Here is a 19,454-nt window from a genome sequence, read left to right on the forward strand (position 1 = left end):
GACATGCCGAAGGCGCGCGCCCCGGCCGGGCGCGCGCCTTCGGGCCGGGATCAGCTCCAGGCGAGCATGCGCAGGGGGTCCTCGAGCATGTCGCCGACGTTGCGCAGGACGCGGGAGCCGAGCTCGCCGTCGACGATGCGGTGGTCGAACGACAGCGCGAGCGTGGTGACCTTGCGGATCGCCAGCTCGCCCTCGTGCACCCACGGCATGTCGCGGATCTGGCCGAACGCCAGGATCGCGGCCTCGCCGGGGGTGAGGATCGGGGTCCCGGTGTCCACGCCGAACACGCCGACGTTGGTGATGGTGATGGTGCCGTCGGACAGGTCCGCGGGGGACGCCTTGCCCGCGCGGGCCTTCTCCGTCAGCTCGGTCAGCGCGCGCGCCAGGCCGGGCAGGGACAGGTCCTGCGCGCCCTTGACCTTCGGGACGATCAGCCCCCGGTCGGTGGCGGCGGCGATGCCGAGGTTGACGTACGGCTTGACGACGATCTCCGCGCCGGACGGGCCGTCCGCCCAGGTGGAGTTCACCATCGGGTGGCGCGCGACGGCGGTCAGCAGGGCGCGCGCGACGAGCAGGAGCGGCGACACCTTGGCGCCGGTGAAGTCGGGGAGTTCGCGGAGCCGCTTCACCGCCTCCATCGTGCGGGTCACGTCGACCTGGAGGAACTCGGTGACGTGCGGCGCGGTGAACGCCGAGTCCGACATCGCGGCGGCGGTCGCCTTGCGGACGCCCTTGACCGGGATCCGCTCCTCGCGTCCGGTGGTTACGCGGGGCGCGGGAGCGGTCGCCGGGCCGGCCTGCGCGGCGCGGACGTCGTCGCGGGTGATCGAGCCGTTCGGGCCCGTGCCGGTGATCGTCGTCAGGTCGACGCCGAGGTCCTTGGCCAGCTTGCGGACGGGCGGCTTCGCCAGCGGCAGCCCGTTTTCCACAGGCTGTGGACGAGCGGGCGCCTGCGGCGGCACGGGGGAGGGCGGCGGCACCGGCGGCACGCCGTTGGACGCCTTGCGCGGGCGGCGCTTGGTGGTCCCCTCCTTGACCCCGTAACCGACCAGGACGGGCTGGCGTTTCGGCTTGTCGGGGGAGGTCATGCCGGGTTCGGCGGCGGACGGGACGCCCTCCTCGCGCAGCGCCGCGGCCTGGGCCGGCGGCTCGGAGACGGGGGTGGCGACATCGCCCTCGGCCCCGGTGTCCACCGCGATGATCGGGACGCCGACGTCCACGGTCTGGCCCTCGGTGACCAGCAGCTCGGCCACCACGCCCTCGAACGGGCAGGGCAGCTCGACGATCGCCTTCGCCGTCTCGATCTCCACGATCGTCTGGTTGATCTCGACGGTGTCGCCCGGCTGGACGTGCCACCTGACGATCTCCGCCTCGGTCAGCCCCTCGCCGACGTCCGGCAGCTTGAACAGTTTCGGGCTCACAGGCGTCACCACGCGAAGGTCCGGTCGACCGCGTCCAGGATGCGGTCCAGGTCGGGCAGGTAATGGTCCTCGAGGCGGGACGGCGGGTAGGGGGTGGAGAACCCGCCGACGCGCAGCACCGGCGCCTCCAGCCGGTAGAAGCACGCCTCGGTGAGCCGCGCGGCGAGCTCGGCGCCGAACCCGCTGAACACCGGGGCCTCGTGCACGACGACGCAGCGTCCGGTGCGGTTCACCGAGTCGGTGACCGCGGAGGTGTCGAGCGGGTTCAGCGAGCGCAGGTCGATGACCTCCAGCGACCGCCCCTCCTCGGCGGCGGCCGCGGCGGCCTCCAGGCACGTCTTCACCTGCGGCCCGTAGGCCAGCAGCGTGGCGTGCTCGCCGGGCCGGACGACCTTCGCCTCGTGCAGCGGCGCCCAGTCGGTGGAGTCGACGTCGACGTCCGCCTTGTCCCAGTACCGGCGCTTCGGCTCGAAGAAGATCACCGGGTCGGGGGAGGCGATCGACTGCTGGATCATCGAGTACGCGTCGGCCGGGTTGGAGCAGGCGACGACGCGCAGGCCCGCGGTGTGGGTGAAGTACGCCTCCGGCGACTCCGAGTGGTGCTCGACCGCGCCGATCCCGCCGCCGCACGGGATGCGGACGACGACCGGCAGCGACAGCCGGCCGAGCGAGCGCATGCCCATCTTGGCGAGCTGGGTGATGATCTGGTCGGCGGCCGGGAACACGAACCCGTCGAACTGGATCTCCACGACCGGCCGGTACCCGCGCAGCGCGAGCCCGATCGCGGTGCCGACGATGCCGGACTCGGCCAGCGGGGTGTCGATCACCCGCTCCTCGCCGAAGTCCTTCTGCAGCCCGTCGGTGATCCGGAAGACGCCGCCGAGCTTGCCGACGTCCTCGCCCATGACCAGGACCTTCGGATCGTCCTCCATGGCCTTGCGCAGGCCGGCGTTCAGCGCCTTGCCGAGCGTGAGGGTCTGCGCGGTCACGACGCCACCTCTTCCTCGAACGAGGCCAGGTAGGCGGCGAACCGCTCCTGCTCCTCGGTCATCAGCGGATGCCCTTCGGCGTACACGTGCTCGAACATCGCCATCGGCCCGGGGTCCGGCATCGCCAGGCACCCTTCGCGCAGGTCCTTGGCGATCTGCTTGGCCTCGGCCTCGACCTCGTCGATGAACGCGGCGTCGGCGAGGTCGTTGCGCAGCAGGTACGCCTTGACCCGCTCGATCGGGTCCTTGAGCTTCCACGCCTCCTCTTCGGCCTTCAGCCGGTAGCGCGTGGGGTCGTCGGTGGTGGTGTGGGCGCCCATCCGGTACGTGTACGCCTCGATCAGCGTGGGGCCCTGCCCCGTCCGCGCGTTCTCCAGCGCCTTCCGGGTGACGGCCAGGCAGGCGAACACGTCGTTTCCGTCCACCCGCAGCCCGGGGAACCCGTAGCCCTGCGCGCGCTTGTACAGCGGGATGCGCGACTGCTTCTCCAGCGGCTCGGAGATGGCCCACTGGTTGTTCTGGCAGAAGAACACGACCGGCGCGTTGAAGACCGACGCGAACACGAACGCCTCGTTGACGTCGCCCTGCGACGTCGCGCCGTCGCCGAAGTAGGCGATCGTCGCGCCGGCGGACGGCGTGCCCAGCACCCCGTCGCGCTGGACGCCCATCGCGTAGCCGGTCGCGTGCAGCGTCTGGCTGCCGATCACGACGGTGTAGAGGTGGAAGCCGTGCTCGGCGGGGTCCCAGCCGCCGTGGCTGACGCCGCGGAACAGCCCGAGCAGCCGCAGCGGCTCCACGTCGCGGCACCACGCCACGCCGTGCTCGCGGTAGGTCGGGAAGACCATGTCGTGCTCGGACAGCGCCCGTCCCGAGCCGACCTGGGCGGCCTCCTGGCCGAGCAGCGACGCCCAGAGGCCGAGCTCGCCCTGCCGGGTCAGCGCGACCGCCTCCCGGTCGATCCGGCGGACGATCACGAGGTCGCGGTACAGCCCGCGGACCTCCTCGGCGCTCAGGTCCAGCGGGTAGTCCGGATGCTCGACGCGCTCCCCCTCGGGGGTGAGCAGCCTGACGAGCTCGGGTCCGGCGAGCTCGGCGGGGTCGGGTGCGCCGCGCACGGAGTCGATCGTCATTGATGGCACTCCTCGTTCGGGGCCGGTACGCGGGATCGCCGCACAGCCGGCCGATGTCAGCGGCCGTGCCCCCGGTAAGGGACAAAAGCCACCAAAGACATCGTGGCAGACGTCACACCCGGAGATGCAAGGGCCGCCGCCTATCCCTTACCCCGCTCCGCCGCGCCGATCCGCTGTGACGCACGCCACCCCGCGCCGGGCCTCACTCGCGGGAGAGCGCGCGGGTCGCTCCGGCGGCCACGGTCAGGCCGAGGACCAACCCGGCCGCCACGATGAAGTTCGCCACCCACTGGTAGACGCCGTTCGGCGCGAACTCGACCTCCTGGCCGAGGCTGCCGATCGGCAGCAGCAGGTCCAGCGTGTAGAAGAAGGCGTTGAAGTGCGGCTTGTGCCCGGTGTCCAGGACGTCGGGCTTGTGGACGGAGAAGACGATCGTCCCGAACGCCAGCAGCCCGATCAGCCAGCTCGCCGCCCGGAACGGCCGGTACCCGTAGCCGACCAGGCCGTCCTGCATGAAGCCGACGATCTTCAGCGGGATGCCCTGCGTGCGTCGCCGGTCGCGGGCCTTGGCGAGCAGGACCGAGCGCCCGTCGGCGTCCAGGCCGAGGGAGCGGTAGGTGGCGGCGAGCCGCTCGTACGGCTGCGGAGCGTAGCCGTCGGTGTCGCGGCGCAGCCAGGCCAGGCGCTCGCGCGCGCTCAGCGGCGGTTCGAGCGTCTCGTACTGGAGGCCGTCCAGCTGGAGCCGGTCCGGCCAGGTCGCCGCCTCGTCGCGCAGCAGGTTGATCCGCGCGTACGACAGGTCCGTGGTCCCGGCCACCTTGTCCGCCGGGCGCAGCAGCACCTCCTCCGCCTGGACGCGCTGGAGGCTCAGCGCCGTCCCCTGCTCGTGCCGCAGGTGCGCGCCGCGCAGGCTGAGCTGGCCGGTGATGTGCGCGCCGGAGAAGCTGACGGCGCCGTTGGCGGAGAAGCCGTCGGAGCAGTAGACGTCGGTCTCCACGGTGAGGTCGTCGGCGTTGAGCGCGGTGCGCTCGGGCGCCGACAGCTGCGCGCCGACGAACGACAGGTACCCGCCGACGCGGGCGCCGCGCAGCCGGACCTCGCCCTCCGCGACGAACCCGCCGTCGCAGAACACGTTCGCGGCCACGTCCAGCCGGCTGGCGTACAGCGCGGCGCCGGACGGGTTGTGCAGCCGCGCCTTCCGGAAGATCAGCTGGCCGCCGACGCGGGCGCCGGGCAGCCGGACCTCCCCGTTCGCGGCGAAGCCCTGGTCGCAGTAGACGTTCGCCTCGACTGTCAGCCGGTCGGCGAGCAGCGCGTCCCCGCCCGGATTGGACAGCTGGACGCCCGACATGTTCAGGATGCCGGTGATGTTCGCCCCGTCCAGCCAGAGCCCGCCGGTGATCCGGCTGCCCTCCAGCCACAGGTGGCCGTCCACCCGGGTGCCGGACGCGACCAGCCCGGGCAGCCGGCAGCCCATCAGGTGGACGCTGGTCATGCTGGCCCAGTACAGGTGCGGCGCCTCGTCGAACGAGCAGGACGTCAGCGCCAGCGGGACGCGCACCTCGGCGTGCCCGAGGTTCAGCGAGCCGGTGATCCGGGCGCCGCTGAGCCGGACCGCGGCGACCCGGCCGGGCTCGGCCTCCACCGCCCCGACCAGCAGCGCGACCAGGACCTCGGCCCTGACCATCCGGTCATGTCCCCAGTGCGAGGCGTACCCGGGATCGTCGCGGGCCGGATCCGCGGACGACAGGTCCACGGATTCGCCGCTCGGGAACGCCTCCCACAGGCGGCGCTCCGAAGGGGTGAGGTCCTCGATGTTCATCGGACGGCTCCGGGGGATGCGGGCGGGGTGCGGACGGGGTGCGAGTGGGTCGTGTGGGCCAATGGTGCCGTACGCTTCAGGATCGTAAGGAAAAGCGCAGATCAGTGAGGGGGCGACCGTGGCGCGTGTCGTCGTGGACGTCATGCTCAAGCCGGAGATCCTCGACCCGCAGGGCCAGGCGATCGCCCGGAAGCTGCCGCAGATGGGCTTCGACGGCGTCGTGGCCGTGCGGCAGGGCAAGCGGTTCGAGGTCGAGCTCGAGGGCCCGGCCGACGAGGCGGCGCTGGAGCGGGTGCGCCGGATCGCCGAGACGCTGCTCGCCAACCCGGTGATCGAGAACTTCGAGGTGCGGGTGCTCCAGCCCGAGGGCCTCCAGCCGGAGGGCTTCCAGCCGGAAGGTCTCCAGCCGGAGGGCTTCCAACCCGAGGGCGTCGAGTCCGAGTCGCCGCAGGCGGAAGGGCTCCCGGCGGACGCCCCGCAGGCCGGGACACCGCAGGCCGAAGGGCCGGGCGCGCCGTCCGACGGCCTCTCCGGCGAAGTGAAAGACCCGACAGTATAGCGGTTACGGAAGATTTCGACGGGGAAGTGTTAGCTGCGTCGAGTCGTCGAGCACGCTCCGGGACCGGGGGCCCTGCCGGGAAGCCCGGGGCACAAGAGGTGACCGGGGTGGATATGGAGTTCGCGCTCGCGCTGCCACGGGAGGCGCCGAGCATCCCGGTCGTACGCCGGGTGGTGGGGGACGCGCTGCGGGGGCTGGGCGTCGCCGAGGACTGCGTCGCCGACATCCTGGTCGCCGCCTCCGAGGCGTGCACCAACGCCGTCCAGCACGCCCGCGCCACCGGCGACTACCGGGTCGCCGGCCGCGTCGACGACGGCACCTGCCTGCTGGAGATCGAGGACGGCGGCCACGGGCCCCGTCCCGTCCCGCGGGAACCGGGGGTTTTGAGCGAATCCGGGCGCGGGCTTAAAATCATGCGGGCGCTCGTGGACGATCTGGACATCGACCGCACCCCCGACCGGGGCACCATCGTTCACCTGCGGAAGCGCCTGACCTGGCGGGACGGGGCACTGGTCGGCCGCCTCGACCGCCGGCTCATGCACACGGCCGGGTAGATTGGTACGCGCGCGGGGGGTATGTACGACGCGCGCAGCGGTGATCGGCGGATGAGACCCGACCGTCCCGGCCGCACCTCATTTCGGAGGAACAGAACAGATGGACGCTGCCCGGGTGGGGGTCATCACCTTCCCTGGTTCCCTGGACGACAAGGACGCCGCGCGTGCCGTGCGGCTGGCCGGCGCCGAGCCGGTCGCCCTCTGGCACGCCGACCACGACCTCCAGGGAGTCGACGCCGTCGTGCTGCCCGGCGGGTTCTCCTACGGGGACTACCTGCGGGCGGGCGCGATCGCCAGGTTCGCGCCGCTGATGTCCGAGCTGGTCGCCGCCGCCAAGGCAGGCCTGCCCGTCCTCGGCATCTGCAACGGCTTCCAGGTGCTCTGCGAGTCGCACCTGCTCCCGGGGGCGCTGCTGCCCAACGCCGGGCTGCACTTCGTCTGCCGCGACCAGCGATTGCGCGTCGAGAACGCCGGCACCGCCTGGACCTCGGAGTACACCGAGGGGCAGGAGCTGGTGATCCCGGTCAAGAACCGGGACGGCCGCTACACCGCCGACCGCGAGACGCTGGCCGAACTGGCCGACTCCGGCCGCATCGTGGCCCGCTACCTGGACCTGAACCCCAACGGCTCCCTCGACGACATCGCCGGGATCTGCAACGAGGCCGGCAACGTGGTCGGGCTCATGCCGCATCCCGAGCACGCCGCGGAGTCGCTGACCGGCCCGTCCACCGACGGGCTCGGCTTCTTCACCTCGATCGTCAAGAGACTGGTCAACGCATGAGCGAGCAACGGCCCAACGCCTCCGGCCGCGCGGCGCGCGACGCCGCGCACGACGAGCCGTCGCTGGACTGGCTGGACGAGCTGAAGTCCGACGCCGACGACCCCGAGCTGGCACCGGTCGACCCGGCGGTCACCCAGGCCTTCGAGAAGATCCTGGAGGAGGGGCGCTCCGCCGCGCCGGGCGCCGAGCCCGCCCCGGCCCCCGCACCTCCGGCGCCTCCCGCACCTCCTGCCCTGCCCGCTCCGCAGGCGTCGCCGGGCCCGTTCACCGGGCCGCTGCCGGTGCTGGACGACGGGCAGTCCGCCGGCGCTCCCGCCGCCGACCCCGCCGTCACCTCCGACGACTTCGCGCGGGCGCTCGCCGAGGAGCGGGCCGCCGCGTCCGGCGCCTCGCCGTACGCCGACCCCACGCTCACCACCCCCGACCTGGGCGAGTACGCCGCGTTCCCGCCGCCGTCGAACACCTCGGGGCCGCAGCGCGTCGCCGGCTCGGGGACCGGCCCGCAGCCCGCCATCGGGTCCGGCACCGGTCCGCAGCCCGCCGTCGGCCCGCAGGGGCCGTCCGGCGCCTGGTCGAGCCCCGGCGCGAGCCCGCAGCCCGTACCCGGCTCCGGGACGGGCCCGCTGCCCGCCGTCGACCCGAACACCGGCCCGCTCCCACCCGTCGGCACGGGCCCGCTGCCCGCGATCGGCTCGGGGACGGGCCCGCAGCGCGCCGTCGACCCGAACACCGGCCCGCTGCCGCGCGTCGGCCCGTCCGCCACCGGCCCGTTCCCGGCCCTCGGCCCCACCACGGGCCCGCAGCCTCCGGTCGGTCCCGGCACCGGCCCGCAGCCTGCCGTGGGCCGCGGCACGGGTCCGCAGCCTGCGATCGGCCCCAACACGGGTCCGCAGCCGGCGATCGGTCACGGCACGGGGCCGCAGCCGGCCATCGGGTCCGGCACCGGTCCGCAGCCCGCCGTCGGTGGCCCGAACACCGGCCCGCAGCACGCCATCGGGTCCGGGACGGGCCCGCAGCCCGCCGTCGGCGGCGGCGCGCGGCTCGCGATCGAGTCGTCCGCCAAGGCCGACACCGGCACCGACACCGTGGCCGTCGCCGCCGCGACCCCGGACCGCCCGCAGCCGTACGTCGAGCTCGGCATGAACGACGAGGAGTACGGGCGCGTCCGGCACATCCTCGGCCGCCGCCCCACCTCCGCCGAGCTGGCGATCTACTCGGTGATGTGGAGCGAGCACTGCTCCTACAAGAGCTCCAAGGTCCATCTGCGGCAGTTCGGCGAGAAGGCCCCCAAGACCGACAAGCTGCTGGTCGGGATGGGGGAGAACGCCGGCGTGGTCGACATCGGCCAGGGCTGGGCGGTCACCTTCAAGGTCGAGTCGCACAACCACCCGTCCTACGTGGAGCCGTACCAGGGCGCCGCGACCGGCGTCGGCGGGATCGTCCGCGACATCATGTCGATGGGCGCCCGGCCGATCGCCGTCATGGACTCGCTGCGGTTCGGCCCGGCGGACGCCCCCGACACCCAGCGCGTGCTGCCCGGCGTCGTCGCCGGCGTCGGCGGCTACGGCAACTCCCTCGGGCTGCCCAACATCGGCGGCGAGACCGTCTTCGACGCCTGCTACGAGGGGAACCCGCTGGTCAACGCCCTGTGCGTGGGCGTGATGAAGCACGAGGACATCAAGCGCGCCGTGGCCCCCGGCCCCGGCAACAAGGTGATCCTCTTCGGCGCCCTCACCGGTCCGGACGGCATCGGCGGCGCGTCCGTCCTCGCCTCGGCGACCTTCGACGAGGAGTCGCACGCCAAGCGGCCCTCGGTCCAGGTCGGCGACCCGTTCATGGAGAAGCTGCTCATCGAGTGCTGCCTGGAGCTGTTCCGCGAGGATCTCGTGGTCGGCATCCAGGACCTCGGCGCGGCCGGCGTCTCGTGCGCGACGACGGAGCTGGCCGCGGCCGGCACCGGCGGCATGCACGTCGACCTCGACGCCGTCCCGCTGCGCGACGCGACGCTGCGCCCCGAGGAGATCCTCATGAGCGAGTCGCAGGAGCGCATGATGGCGGTCGTGTCGCCCGACAAGGTCGACCGCTTCATGGAGATCTGCCGCCGCTGGGAGATCCCCGCCACCGTGATCGGCCAGGTCACCGACACCCGCCGGCTCGTCATGACGTGGCGCGGCGAGACGATCGTCGACATCCCGCCGGTCACCGCCGCCGACGAGGGCCCGGTCTACGAGCGTCCCTTCGCGCCCCCGGCGGACCTCGGTTCCCTGCAGTCCGATACGCCGGGGCGGCTGACCCGCCCGTCCAACGGCGACGAGCTGCGCCGCACCGTCCTGTGGCTCGCGGGCTCGCCGAACCTGGCGAGCAAGACGTGGGTGACCTCGCAGTACGACCGGTACGTACTGGGCAACACCGTCTTGGCGATGCCGGAGAACGCGGGCCTCGTCCGCATCGACGACGAGTCCGGCCTCGGCATCTCGCTCTCGCTGGACGGCAACGGGCGCTACACGCGGCTCGACCCGTACGCGGGCGCGCAGCTCGCGCTGTCCGAGGCGTACCGCAACGTGGCCTGCACCGGCGCCCGTCCCCTCGCCGTGACGAACTGCCTGAACTTCGGCTCCCCGGAGGACCCAGGCGTCATGTGGCAGTTCGCCCGCGCCGTCGAGGGCCTCGCGGACGCCTGCCAGTACCTCGGCATCCCGGTGACCGGCGGCAACGTCAGCTTCTACAACCAGACCGGCACCACGCCGATCAACCCGACTCCGGTCATCGGCGTCCTCGGCGTCCACGACGACGTCCGCCGCCGCGTGAACATGGCGCTCACCTCCGACGGCGCCACGATCGCGCTGCTCGGCGAGACCCGCGAGGAGTTCGGCGGCTCCGAATGGGCGCACGTCGTCTACGGCCACCTGGGCGGCCTGCCGCCGCTGGTGGACCTGAAGGCGGAGGCGGCCCTGGCCTCGGTCATGGTCGCGGCGCTCCGCGAGGGCCTGCTGACGGCCGTCCACGACCTGTCGGACGGCGGCCTCTCCCAGACGCTGGTGGAGTCCTGCCTGCGCGGCGGGCTGGGCGCCCGGATCACCCTGCCGGGCGACCCGTTCGTCTCGCTGTTCAGCGAGTCGGTGGCGCGCGCGATGGTGGCGGTCCGTCCCGGCGGCGAGGCCCGCCTGGCGGCCCTGTGCGAGTCGGCGGGCGTCCCGGTCACCCAGATCGGCGTCGCCGGCGGCGACTCCCTCAACGTCTCCGGCCGCGGCCCCGAGGGCGACCAGCAGGAACTCTTCACCGTCCCGCTGGCCGAACTCCGCGAGGCCCACGAGCGCATGCTCCCCAGCTACGCCAGCTGACCGTCCATTAGAGGGCGCCCTCCCTTCGGTGGGGGACGCCCTCTAATGGACGCATGATCCGAACCGCCACCGAGGCCGACGCCCCCGCGATCGCCCGCCTGCACCTGGCCTCATATCGCGCCGCCTACCGGGGCCTCCTCCCGGACGACTTCTTCGCCTACGACCCGGCCGAACGCGAGCACCGGTGGCGCGAAAGCCTCCGCGACCCGACCCGCACGACCTTCGTCACCGCCCCCGAGCTGGTGGCCTTCGCTGAAATAGGCCCGTCCGGCGTCGCACCCGACCTGGGTGAACTGCTGGCCCTGCACGTCGCCGAGTCGCATTGGCGGCAAGGAATCGGCGGCGCGCTCCACTCCCACGCCCTCACCGCCCTTTCCGACCGGGGCTTTCGAAGCGCCACCCTCTGGGTCCTCGACGGCAACCAGCGCGCCTGCGCCTTCTACGAGGCCGCCGGATGGGTCTTCAGCGGCGAGACCCGCCACCGGAACGTGCGCGGCACCGCCGTCGACGAACTCCGCTACCACCGCGAATTGGGCCCGCCCCGCAGCCTGCGAGTGTGACCTACGTCGGGACGGCCGGCCCTGGCCCGGCTTCTTGCGGCGTGCTCACGGCGCCAGTCCTTCGCGTGATGGAACCCCGAAACCCACGTGAGGCATCCACATCCGGAGCGCCAGCACGTAAAGGCCGAGGATGAGAACCGGTGACGACCATCGGGAGAGCTGGCTGCGGTTGGCCGGCATGGTCAGGACGATCAGGGCGGGGGTCGCCGACGCGGCGAACAGCAGGCCGAGCGTGTTGAGCAGCGCGCCCGGCCGGTTCTGGCATCCGAACATCCATTCCCCGCCCTCTCCGCCGCAGGCGTCCGCCTGGGTGAAGAAGAAGGCGAGGAGAGAGAACAGGCCGCCGAGGAACCAGGCACACGCGCCCAACGCCACGTCGAGGCGGGGATTCCGAATCGGCAGAGCCATGCCGTCGCGCCGGACGGCACGCATGTCCTTGACCGTCACGGCCGTCATCAGCCCGATGACGGCCACCACGGCCAGCGTCCCCGCGCCCCACCCCACGCCGGTGCCCTGGAAAGGAGGCTTCTCGCGGTTCACGTCGTCCGAAGGCCAGGCCGACACGGTCACGACGAAAAGGACCGTTATCGCAGCCCAACCCGCGCCCAGTACCCCGTACTCGCGAGAGCGACCGCCAGCCACCACCGGGCTTTTGAGCACGACACTGAGGTGCCGAAGCCGGAGACCTCGTGGACGGCGGCGGGGCTCACCGGCCTGGCATTCGCCGTCCTCTACGGCGTGCTCTTCGACCTGTGGTACAGGCGAAGAATCTTCCAGCAGGAATGGAAGACGGAACACGGTAAGCGCACGCCTCGCCGTAGCCTGAACGCGTGCAGGAGACCGTGACCTATGTGGAAATGACCGGCCGCGACCAACTGATCGCCGCCGCCCCAGTCCCAGACCTGGCCCTCGAACCCCTCGACCGCACCTCGCCCCTGGTCCCCGACATCCTCGCTCGGGTCGGCACCCCCTACGGCTGGAAAAGCGCCCGCCGCACCCCCGACGAATGGCAGGCCTGGTTCGCCGAGAACCCCCGCCGGGCGTTCACCCTCATCACCTTCCAAGGCGAACCCGCCGGCATCGTCACCTACGACCCCAAGGACGACGAGGTCGAAATAAAAAGCTTCGGCCTCCTGCCCGATTTTGTCGGCAAGGGCCTCGGCGGCTACGCCCTAACGCTGGGAATCCAACGCGCCTGGGAGTTGTCCGCCACGGCCCGCAGAGTGTGGCTGCACACCTCGTCGTTCGACCACCCCAACGCCCTGCGCAACTACCACCGCCGAGGCTTCCGCACCTACAAAACAGAACACCAAGAACGCACCTGACCGAAACCGAACCCCCCGCAAAGACCGCTTCTGCACCTGGCCAGGGCTTGCGATACTTGCAGCCCATGGTGCTCCTGTTGTCCAACTCCATCTCGCGAACAAGAACCGTCCGTCTTCGCGACCTCGAAAGTGCCCCCAACGCCCTCGACGGCTACCCGCACAAGTACGTGGTCATCACGCATAAAGCATGGTGGGGACTCGGGCGAGAGATTCCGCAGTTCTGCTCGGCGGTCGAGCGCTTGGAGCCGAAGGGATGGGAACCGGTGGCCTGGAATCTCGGCGCCCGCCGCTCCACCGTCGTCCTCCGCCGGTGCGACCCGGCGCCGGACACGGAGTAAGGGGACCGCTGAGGGGATGGGGTCAGAAGACGGAGTTCTGAGCTGCCCAAGATCGCCACCTGCGGCGACGTCCCGCACCTTCGCGCTGACCTGGACATCATGCCCTCGGTGACTCTCGACGTCTCGTACATGATCGCGACTCCATGTGCCCCCGATGTGCCCTGACGCACTCGGGGCCTCGGACCCGGCTACCGTGCCTCCTCCTCATAAGTTCGATCATGGCCAAGGTGGCGGGCCTACTTCGCCGTATTGGCCTGCGGGTGAGGGCTGATCATGTTCGGCGGCGTTCGCTCCTGTTGCTGTCAGAGTTGCTGTCACCGCTGTCCGGCAAGCACTCGGCAGGGTGGAGTGACCAAAACGAGCAGTCACCCCTACCTGACCAGCGAACGGGTGGCCTCACCGCGTACGAACGGGGCCGTCCGTTCCGCGATTGTTCCGTGCTTTGCGATCTGGCACGATGACCGTGCGGGATTGGGTGTATGTGGTGAGGTGGGCGGGATGAATGAGCGTGCGGTCATCTTGAACGAGTTGGCGCAAGGGATGGCCCCGATTGCTCAGGGTGTCGAGTGGTTCGACGGTCTGAACGACACTGAGCAGTTCGACGCCTTGCGCGATCTCGTGGCCTTCTGCCTTCAGGCGCGCGCCACCGTCGAGGACGGGCCGGAGAGCATCCGCCGGGCCGGAATCCGCCCCACCCACACTCCGGCAGTGCTGATCACGCGCGGGCGTATCCGGGAGCAACTGGCAAAGATCATCAACTTGCGGCAGGACGAGCGGGTTAAGGCGTTCCGTCTGCTGGTCGCGCTCCTTGGCGTTGCCGACGAGCGACGGCGTGAGCGCTGTTGCATTGATGGGTGCGGCCATGCTTGGCACCACCTCCGGACCTGATCTCGCAAGTGGCTTGGGCAGCGGCGTAGCCGCTGTTCTTCCCCCACTTTCCTCCCCCCGGCCCCGACGAGACCTTTGCTTAGCGGCGGGCAGGTTCCGTCAAGGGTGGCCGTAGGCCATCACGTAGTGACGCCGTAGGCGCCCTTGATGGGTTCTGGCCGTCGCCATCCTCGACAGATCGGGGTCGGGGGAGCCCCGCGCAATTCCACCTCGACTTGCAACGTTTCTGTACCGGGGATGGCTTGTCTCTGCACTTGTGCCACCGTGCCCGGCGGCGGCGCGGCCCCAGTGGTGGCCGGTCGGGGCGGGCCGGCGGACGCGTCGCGATGCGCGGCCTGGCGCGGGGCCGCGCAGCGGCCTGAGCGCCGCCTCCCCATGATGCGGCCATCGATGACGGCGTCATCGTCAAGAACCCGTGCCGGGCCTCGTCGGGTGCGGGCGCCCAAGCGGGACGCGCGGAAGTTCGAGCCGTGGTCGGTCGAACGGGTGGCGGCGGTCGGCAAGACGATTACTGAGCGATACGCCGTGATGGTCGCTGTGGGGGCTCGGCTCGGGCTTCGGCAAGGTGAGGCGTTCGGCCTCGCAGAGGAAGACGTGGACTTCCTCCGGGGAGTCGTGCACATCCGGCGGCAGATCAAAGTCTTCAAGGGCCGGCGGAAGGTGTTCGCGCTGCCCAAGGGCGGCAAGGAACGCGACATCCCGCTACCTGAGTCGCTCCGGCTGCTCCTGGCCGAGCATATGCAGCCGGGCAACTTCCCGCCCGTGCCCGTGACCCTGCCGTGGAAGACGCCGGACGGTGAGCCGGTCACGGCTCGGCTCATCTTCACGACCCGGCAGGGCACTCCGATCAACCGCACGGAGTGGAACCGGTTCGTCTGGAAGCCCGCTCTCTTGCGTGCCGATGTTCCGGCAACTCGGGAGAACGGCTTCCACGCGCTCCGGCATCACTTTGCGAGTGTGCTCCTGGAGCGCGGTGTGGACATCCGGGCCTTGGCCGAGTTCCTCGGGCACGCTGACCCCGGCTTCACGCTCCGGACGTACACGCATCTGATGCCGTCCAGCCGGGACCGGATGCGCAAGGCGATCGACGACACGTGGGGAACGATTCCGGGGGCGAGTGCCCTGGGAGATCTCGTGAGCTGCGGCCCTGGTCAGAGCGCGATACGTCTAGAAGACCGAGATGTGGACGTGGTCGAAGTGGTTGGCGGTTACGCCGCCGCGGTTCTCCATCATGCGCCAGCCGGGGCTGCGGAGGTCGTAGATGCGCTGGCGCCAGATGATGTACTTGATGCCGAGTTCGCTCGCGTGGGCGATGGCGTAGGCGGCGGTGGCGTCGCCGTGGGACTGGGCGGAGCCGGTGGCCATGACGCCGCCGGTGGTGACCATGAAGTCGCAGGCGTGGCCGGTGCCGTGGTCCTGCGGATCGCCGGTGTGGCGGACGCAGCCGATCGTGGGGAAGGGGCCCTCCTCCTGGTCGATGACGGTCTTGACGTGCGCCATCCGCGGGGTGACGCCGCCCATGCCGACGCTCGGTGACTGCGGCTTGTACTTCTTGACCAGGGCCTCGATGCGCTTCTTCTGGGAGGCGAGGTCCTTGATCTCCTTCTGCAGTTCGGTGATCTTCTGCTGGGCCTGGTCGCGGGCCTGGGCCTGCTCGTCGACGAGCTTGCCGATCTGCGCGACCTTCGCGGTCTTGTTCTGCGAGAGGTGCTCGATCAGCGTGTAGCCGCTCAGCATGTCGGACGGGTCGCTGCTGGCCAGCATGGAGATGGCGGGGCCCTGGCCGTCCGTCATGTACTGGGTGGCGGCCATCTGGGCGACGAGGGAGCGGGCGTCGTTGAGGCCGCCCTGGAGGCTCTCGGACTTCTGCAGCGCCTTCTTGGCGGCGTACTGGGCGTCCTTCAGCTTGGCGAGGTCGCCGCCGTAGGCCTTGTCGAGCTTGGCGATCTGGGCGTTCAGCTTGGAGAACTTGCCGCTGTCGCCGGGGTCGGACGGCAGGGCGGGGACAGCGGGCTGTGCGGCGGCGGAGGGGACGGTGGCGCCGGTCAGCGGCAGGGCGACGGCCAGGACCGCCACGGCCGCGCGGCGGGCTCGTCTCCGGACGGTGGAGGTGGGGGACTCCACGTCTGCTCCTCTCCGACCGGACCCGGGGGCGCCCGGCCGAACGCCAAGGGACGGCAAAGGGCCGTCCGTGTCCTCGCCAAAGGGTAAACGGCTGTGACCGGTGTGGCGGTTCAACACCGGAGAAAGCCCGGCCCCCATCGGGGGCCGGGCCATCTTACGGGAGGAGGGTCACAGGTTGCTCTTGTACAGCAGGCGGTTGGCCTGGCTGCGCATGCGGCCCAGGACGTTCTTGGTGGAGTTGTCGTTCAGCCACGTCTGCACCGTCGGGAACGAGGCCTTGGGGTGCGTCTGCAGGTAGAGGGCGGCGGTGCCGGCGACGAACGGGGACGCCATGGACGTGCCGCTCTCCAGCCCCGTCTTGTTGCCGGGCAGCGTCGACCGGATGTCGTAGCCGGGGGCGTTGATGTCCACGCACTTGCCCCAGTTGGAGAAGGTGGCGCGGTTGTCGTAGGACGTGGTGGCGCCGACGGCCATGACCCAGCCCGCAGAGGACGGGGAGTAGTTGCAGGCGTCCTTGTTGTCGTTGCCCGCGGCGACGGAGACGAAGACGCCGGACTTCGACAGGTTCTGGACGGCGGTGTTGAGCGCCGCGGACTTCGGGCCGCCGAGCGACAGGTTCGCGACGGACGGCTTGGCGGCGTGGGTGCGCAGCCAGTTCACGGCGGCGACGATGTCGGACACGTAGCCCGAGCCGTCGCAGTCGAGGACGCGCAGGGCCCGCAGCTTGACGCCCTTGGCGACGCCGTAGGTCTTGGAGCCGATGATGCCGGCGACGTGCGTGCCGTGGCCGTTGCAGTCGGCGCCGCTGCTGTAGCGGGACGCGTACCACGAGACGGCGGCGCGGCCGCCGAACTCGGTGTTGTTGACGGCGAGGCCGGTGTCGATGACGTACGCGGTGACGTTCTTGGCGAGCGAGCTGTAGTGGTAGCTCTTCGACAGCGGACGCTTGCGCTGGTCGATGCGGTCCAGCCCCCAGGGGGCGGAGCCCTGCGTGCTCTGGGCCTTGACGATCTGGTCCTGCTCGATGGCGGCGACGCGGCCGTCGTGGCGCAGCTTGTTCAGCTGGTCGCCGGTCAGCCGCGCGGCGAAGCCGTTGAGGGCGCCGTCGAAGCGCTGCGCGCCGGCGGCCTTGACCTTCTTGACGGCGGCGTCGGCGGACGCGCCGGTCTTCATGGTGACGATGTACTGGCCGGGCACCGGGGTGCCTTCGGCGGCGGTCACCTTGACGAGTGAGGGGGAGGAGGAGTCCGCGAGGACGGGGAGGGCGGCCGCGCCGCCGACGCTCGCCGCGACGACGCCTGCCAGCAACAGCCTCCGGTGGACAGCCCGCAAGGCTTGGCTCCTTTATGCCGGGGGGCCGCTCTCGGCGGCCCGTCAGAAGATCGAGGAATTCGATCGAGGGGAAACCATAGCGGAACTATGCCGATATAGACCGTTAAAGCGGACGTGTCGGACGTGCTGGAAAGCGGCCGGAGTCGGCCGTCAACCGGAAGGAGCCTTCGGGAGACGCTTCCGATACCGTCGCGCCTTCCGGCTCAGCCGCGCGACAGCTTCCCGGAGTAGGCGAGGTTCGTGCCCGGCTTGCTCCACGAATACTGGAGCGTCCCGTCCGGCTGCCGCTTGATCTGGACCGTCCCCGCCGTGCAGGGCGCCGGGATGGCCAGGTCCATGGTCAGGGTGCTCTGCGTGCCCTGCTTGAGCGTGAGCGTTCCGGTGCACTTCTCCCGCGGGTACACCGCGCGGGCGGTGGTGGCGCCGGTCTGGAACGTGACCTCGATGGGGAAGGACGCGTGCTGCGCCGCGTTCACCGCCGTGCCCTTCCACGTCCCCGCGAACGGCCCCGGGACCGTGCTCACCGGCTGGTCGGACGCGTTGTTCTGGTTCGTGGGCGGGCCGCCGTCGTCGTCCTTCAGCTGCGGCCACAGCACCAGCACGATGATCGCGATGCCGACGCCGACGCCGATGACCAGGGACAGCCCGACGCCCAGCACGTGGTTGCTGGGACGGCGCAGCCTGCCGAAGCCCGGGAGCGCCGACCCCCTCCGCGCGCCGCCGGCATCGTGCTCCGCCCGCAGCCCGGGGATGAAGTGCGACGCCGTGGTCTCACCCGATCGCTCCGGCATGTCGAGGGCGTCGAACGTGGCGGTCGGCGCGGGGTCCGCAGGGCCGGGCGGCTCGGGGACGGCGCTCAGGATGGCGGTCGCGTCCGCCGATGGCGCGAGCACGTTGAAGGTGGTGGTCGCCTCGAAGGCGGACGGATCGAACTCCGGCGCCGGCGATGCCGGGCCGCCAGGTTCCGGGTCCTGCTTCTCCTTGCCCAGGGGAGAGGAGGGCAGGAACCGCGAGAGCTTCCGGAAGGGACGCGACGGCGGCGGATGGAACGCGTGCCGGGCCGGTCCGGACGGAGGCGGCATGTGCGGCGCGTTGCCGGGAGGCGGCGGCACGAACGGCGGCTGCTGCGGCGGCGGAGGCGGCGGCCCGCCTACGGGCGGCCCCATAGGCGGCCCCATAGGCCCGCCCATCCCCGATGGCGGCGGTGTAGAGGGAACACCCGGAGGCGGCCCTTGCGGCGGAACGGGCCCCTGCACCGGAGGCGGCCCAGGCTGACCCATGGGCGGCTGAGGAGGCGGCGGGAAAGCAGCACGAGGCGGCGCGGCGGGCGCGGCGGGCGCGGCGGGCGTGGCGGGCGCGGCGGGCGCGGTGCTGGCGGCGAGTGCACGGCCTTCGTCCACCATGGAGGTGGGCATACGGCTCGCCAGTGGATTGCCCTCGCCCAGGAGCCTTTCGAGCAACTGCTTGGCGGTCGGCCGTGCGGCGGGGTCCTTGGCGAGCGCGTCCCGCATCACCTCGCGCAGGGATGCGGGCATTTCAGACAGGTCCGGGTCCTCGTAGATGATGCGCTGCATCACCTCGGAGGGAGAGCCGTCCCCGAAGGGTGCTTTGCCCGTTGCCGCGAAGAGCATGGTGGCGGCCCAGGCGAACACGTCCGCGGCAGGGCCGATGCCGCTGCCGCTGAGCTGCTCCGGCGCCTTGTAGGCGGGGTCCTCGGTGATACGTCCGGTGGGCGCGGCGTTAACGGCCTCCAGGGCCCGCGCTATCCCGAAGTCGGCCATCCGGGGCCCAGCCTTGCCCAGCAGGACGTTCCCGGGCTTCAGGCCATGGTGGACGGCGCCCGCCCGATGCACCGCGCCGAGCGCGACGGCCGTACCGACGGCCAGACGCTCCACCACGGCGCCGCCGCGTTTTCCCTCGTCGTCCACGAGCTGCTGCAGGGACGGGCCGTCCACCCATTCGCTCACCACGTACGGGCGGTCGCCCTCCACGTCGGCGGTCAGGATCGCCGCCGTGCAGAAGCCGGACACCTTCTGCGCGGACGCGAAGGCGCCGGCGAACCGGGAACGGGCCACGGGCTCGCCGCTCAGCCGGACGTGCAGCAGCTTCACCGCGACGAGGCCGCCGGCCGGGTCCCTGCCGAGGAAGACGGCGCCCTGCTCGCCGACGCCCAGCCGGCCCGTGACCTCGTACGAGCCGAGCCGTCGCGGGTCACCGGGCTGCAGGGGCAGCGCCTCGGGCATCTGACGAACCTCCGTGTCCTCCGGGGACCGCGTCCCCGGCCTCCCCG

The 19,454-nt window shown here is 71.5% G+C and carries 15 protein-coding genes and 2 pseudogenes; 9 read left to right on the forward strand and 8 right to left on the reverse strand.

The window, feature by feature from the left end; all coding sequences use genetic code 11:
- Positions 1–50: 50 nt before the first annotated feature.
- From QP089_RS04555 to QP089_RS04570, 4 genes are all read right to left on the reverse strand, one after another.
- Positions 51–1,430 carry a dihydrolipoamide acetyltransferase family protein gene (locus QP089_RS04555; protein ID WP_446474002.1) on the reverse strand — a complete coding sequence of 460 codons (1,380 nt, stop codon included), beginning with the start codon at positions 1,428–1,430 and terminating at the stop codon, positions 51–53.
- Complete coding sequence (locus tag QP089_RS04560) at positions 1,427–2,410, reverse strand: alpha-ketoacid dehydrogenase subunit beta (RefSeq protein WP_285909994.1); 984 nt, start codon at positions 2,408–2,410, stop codon at positions 1,427–1,429. The genes QP089_RS04555 and QP089_RS04560 overlap by 4 nt, the downstream gene beginning before the upstream one ends.
- Complete coding sequence (gene pdhA / locus QP089_RS04565) at positions 2,407–3,540, reverse strand: pyruvate dehydrogenase (acetyl-transferring) E1 component subunit alpha (protein WP_285909995.1); 1,134 nt, start codon at positions 3,538–3,540, stop codon at positions 2,407–2,409. The genes QP089_RS04560 and pdhA overlap by 4 nt, the downstream gene beginning before the upstream one ends.
- A 202-nt stretch (positions 3,541–3,742) precedes the next feature.
- Positions 3,743–5,362, reverse strand: coding sequence for a hypothetical protein (locus QP089_RS04570; RefSeq protein ID WP_285909996.1), 1,620 nt, complete (start codon positions 5,360–5,362; stop codon positions 3,743–3,745).
- A 118-nt stretch (positions 5,363–5,480) separates the two neighbouring features.
- Between QP089_RS04570 and purS the strand changes: the two are divergent.
- The 5 genes and pseudogenes from purS to QP089_RS04595 all read left to right on the forward strand — a co-directional run.
- Positions 5,481–5,717, forward strand: a pseudogene (gene purS / locus QP089_RS04575) (phosphoribosylformylglycinamidine synthase subunit PurS); the annotation flags it as partial.
- Between the two features lie 317 nt (positions 5,718–6,034).
- Positions 6,035–6,475, forward strand: coding sequence for an ATP-binding protein (locus QP089_RS04580; RefSeq protein WP_285910352.1), 441 nt, complete (start codon positions 6,035–6,037; stop codon positions 6,473–6,475).
- A 100-nt stretch (positions 6,476–6,575) separates the two neighbouring features.
- A complete protein-coding gene (gene purQ / locus QP089_RS04585; RefSeq protein WP_285909997.1) occupies positions 6,576–7,256 on the forward strand; it encodes a phosphoribosylformylglycinamidine synthase subunit PurQ in 681 nt (226 codons plus the stop codon).
- Positions 7,257–8,302: 1,046 nt separating this feature from the next.
- Positions 8,303–10,597, forward strand: a complete 2,295-nt coding sequence (gene purL / locus QP089_RS04590; RefSeq protein WP_512699673.1) for a phosphoribosylformylglycinamidine synthase subunit PurL — start codon at positions 8,303–8,305, stop codon at positions 10,595–10,597.
- 53 nt (positions 10,598–10,650) lie between these two features.
- Positions 10,651–11,157, forward strand: a complete 507-nt coding sequence (locus tag QP089_RS04595) for a GNAT family N-acetyltransferase (protein ID WP_285909998.1) — start codon at positions 10,651–10,653, stop codon at positions 11,155–11,157.
- 45 nt (positions 11,158–11,202) lie between these two features.
- Here QP089_RS04595 and QP089_RS04600 read toward each other — a convergent pair whose 3' ends face one another.
- Complete coding sequence (locus QP089_RS04600; protein ID WP_285909999.1) at positions 11,203–11,727, reverse strand: hypothetical protein; 525 nt, start codon at positions 11,725–11,727, stop codon at positions 11,203–11,205.
- A 260-nt stretch (positions 11,728–11,987) separates the two neighbouring features.
- On the opposite strand from QP089_RS04600, the gene QP089_RS04605 reads away from it, so the two are divergent.
- From QP089_RS04605 to QP089_RS04620, 4 genes and pseudogenes are all read left to right on the forward strand, one after another.
- Complete coding sequence (locus QP089_RS04605) at positions 11,988–12,482, forward strand: GNAT family N-acetyltransferase (protein WP_285910000.1); 495 nt, start codon at positions 11,988–11,990, stop codon at positions 12,480–12,482.
- Positions 12,483–12,547: 65 nt separating this feature from the next.
- Positions 12,548–12,820, forward strand: a complete 273-nt coding sequence (locus QP089_RS04610) for a hypothetical protein (protein WP_285910001.1) — start codon at positions 12,548–12,550, stop codon at positions 12,818–12,820.
- 498 nt (positions 12,821–13,318) lie between these two features.
- The gene (locus QP089_RS04615) at positions 13,319–13,708 is read left to right on the forward strand and encodes a DUF5958 family protein (RefSeq protein WP_285910002.1); all 390 of its coding nucleotides are present in this window, start codon (positions 13,319–13,321) and stop codon (positions 13,706–13,708) included.
- Positions 13,709–14,098: 390 nt separating this feature from the next.
- Positions 14,099–14,746, forward strand: a pseudogene (locus QP089_RS04620) (tyrosine-type recombinase/integrase); the annotation flags it as partial.
- Between the two features lie 129 nt (positions 14,747–14,875).
- On the opposite strand, the gene QP089_RS04625 reads toward QP089_RS04620, so the two are convergent.
- The 3 genes from QP089_RS04625 to QP089_RS04635 form a co-directional block, all read right to left on the reverse strand.
- Entirely contained in the window at positions 14,876–15,832 is a 957-nt protein-coding gene (locus QP089_RS04625) for a coiled-coil domain-containing protein (protein ID WP_285910003.1), read from the reverse strand.
- Between the two features lie 168 nt (positions 15,833–16,000).
- A complete protein-coding gene (locus tag QP089_RS04630; RefSeq protein WP_285910004.1) occupies positions 16,001–17,164 on the reverse strand; it encodes a S8 family peptidase in 1,164 nt (387 codons plus the stop codon).
- Positions 17,165–17,367: 203 nt separating this feature from the next.
- The gene (locus tag QP089_RS04635) at positions 17,368–19,407 is read right to left on the reverse strand and encodes a serine/threonine-protein kinase (protein ID WP_285910006.1); all 2,040 of its coding nucleotides are present in this window, start codon (positions 19,405–19,407) and stop codon (positions 17,368–17,370) included.
- Between the last annotated feature and the right edge of the window lie 47 nt (positions 19,408–19,454).

Origin of the sequence: Actinomadura opuntiae (assembly GCF_030283205.1) — a bacterium.
Lineage (GTDB): Bacteria > Actinomycetota > Actinomycetes > Streptosporangiales > Streptosporangiaceae > Spirillospora.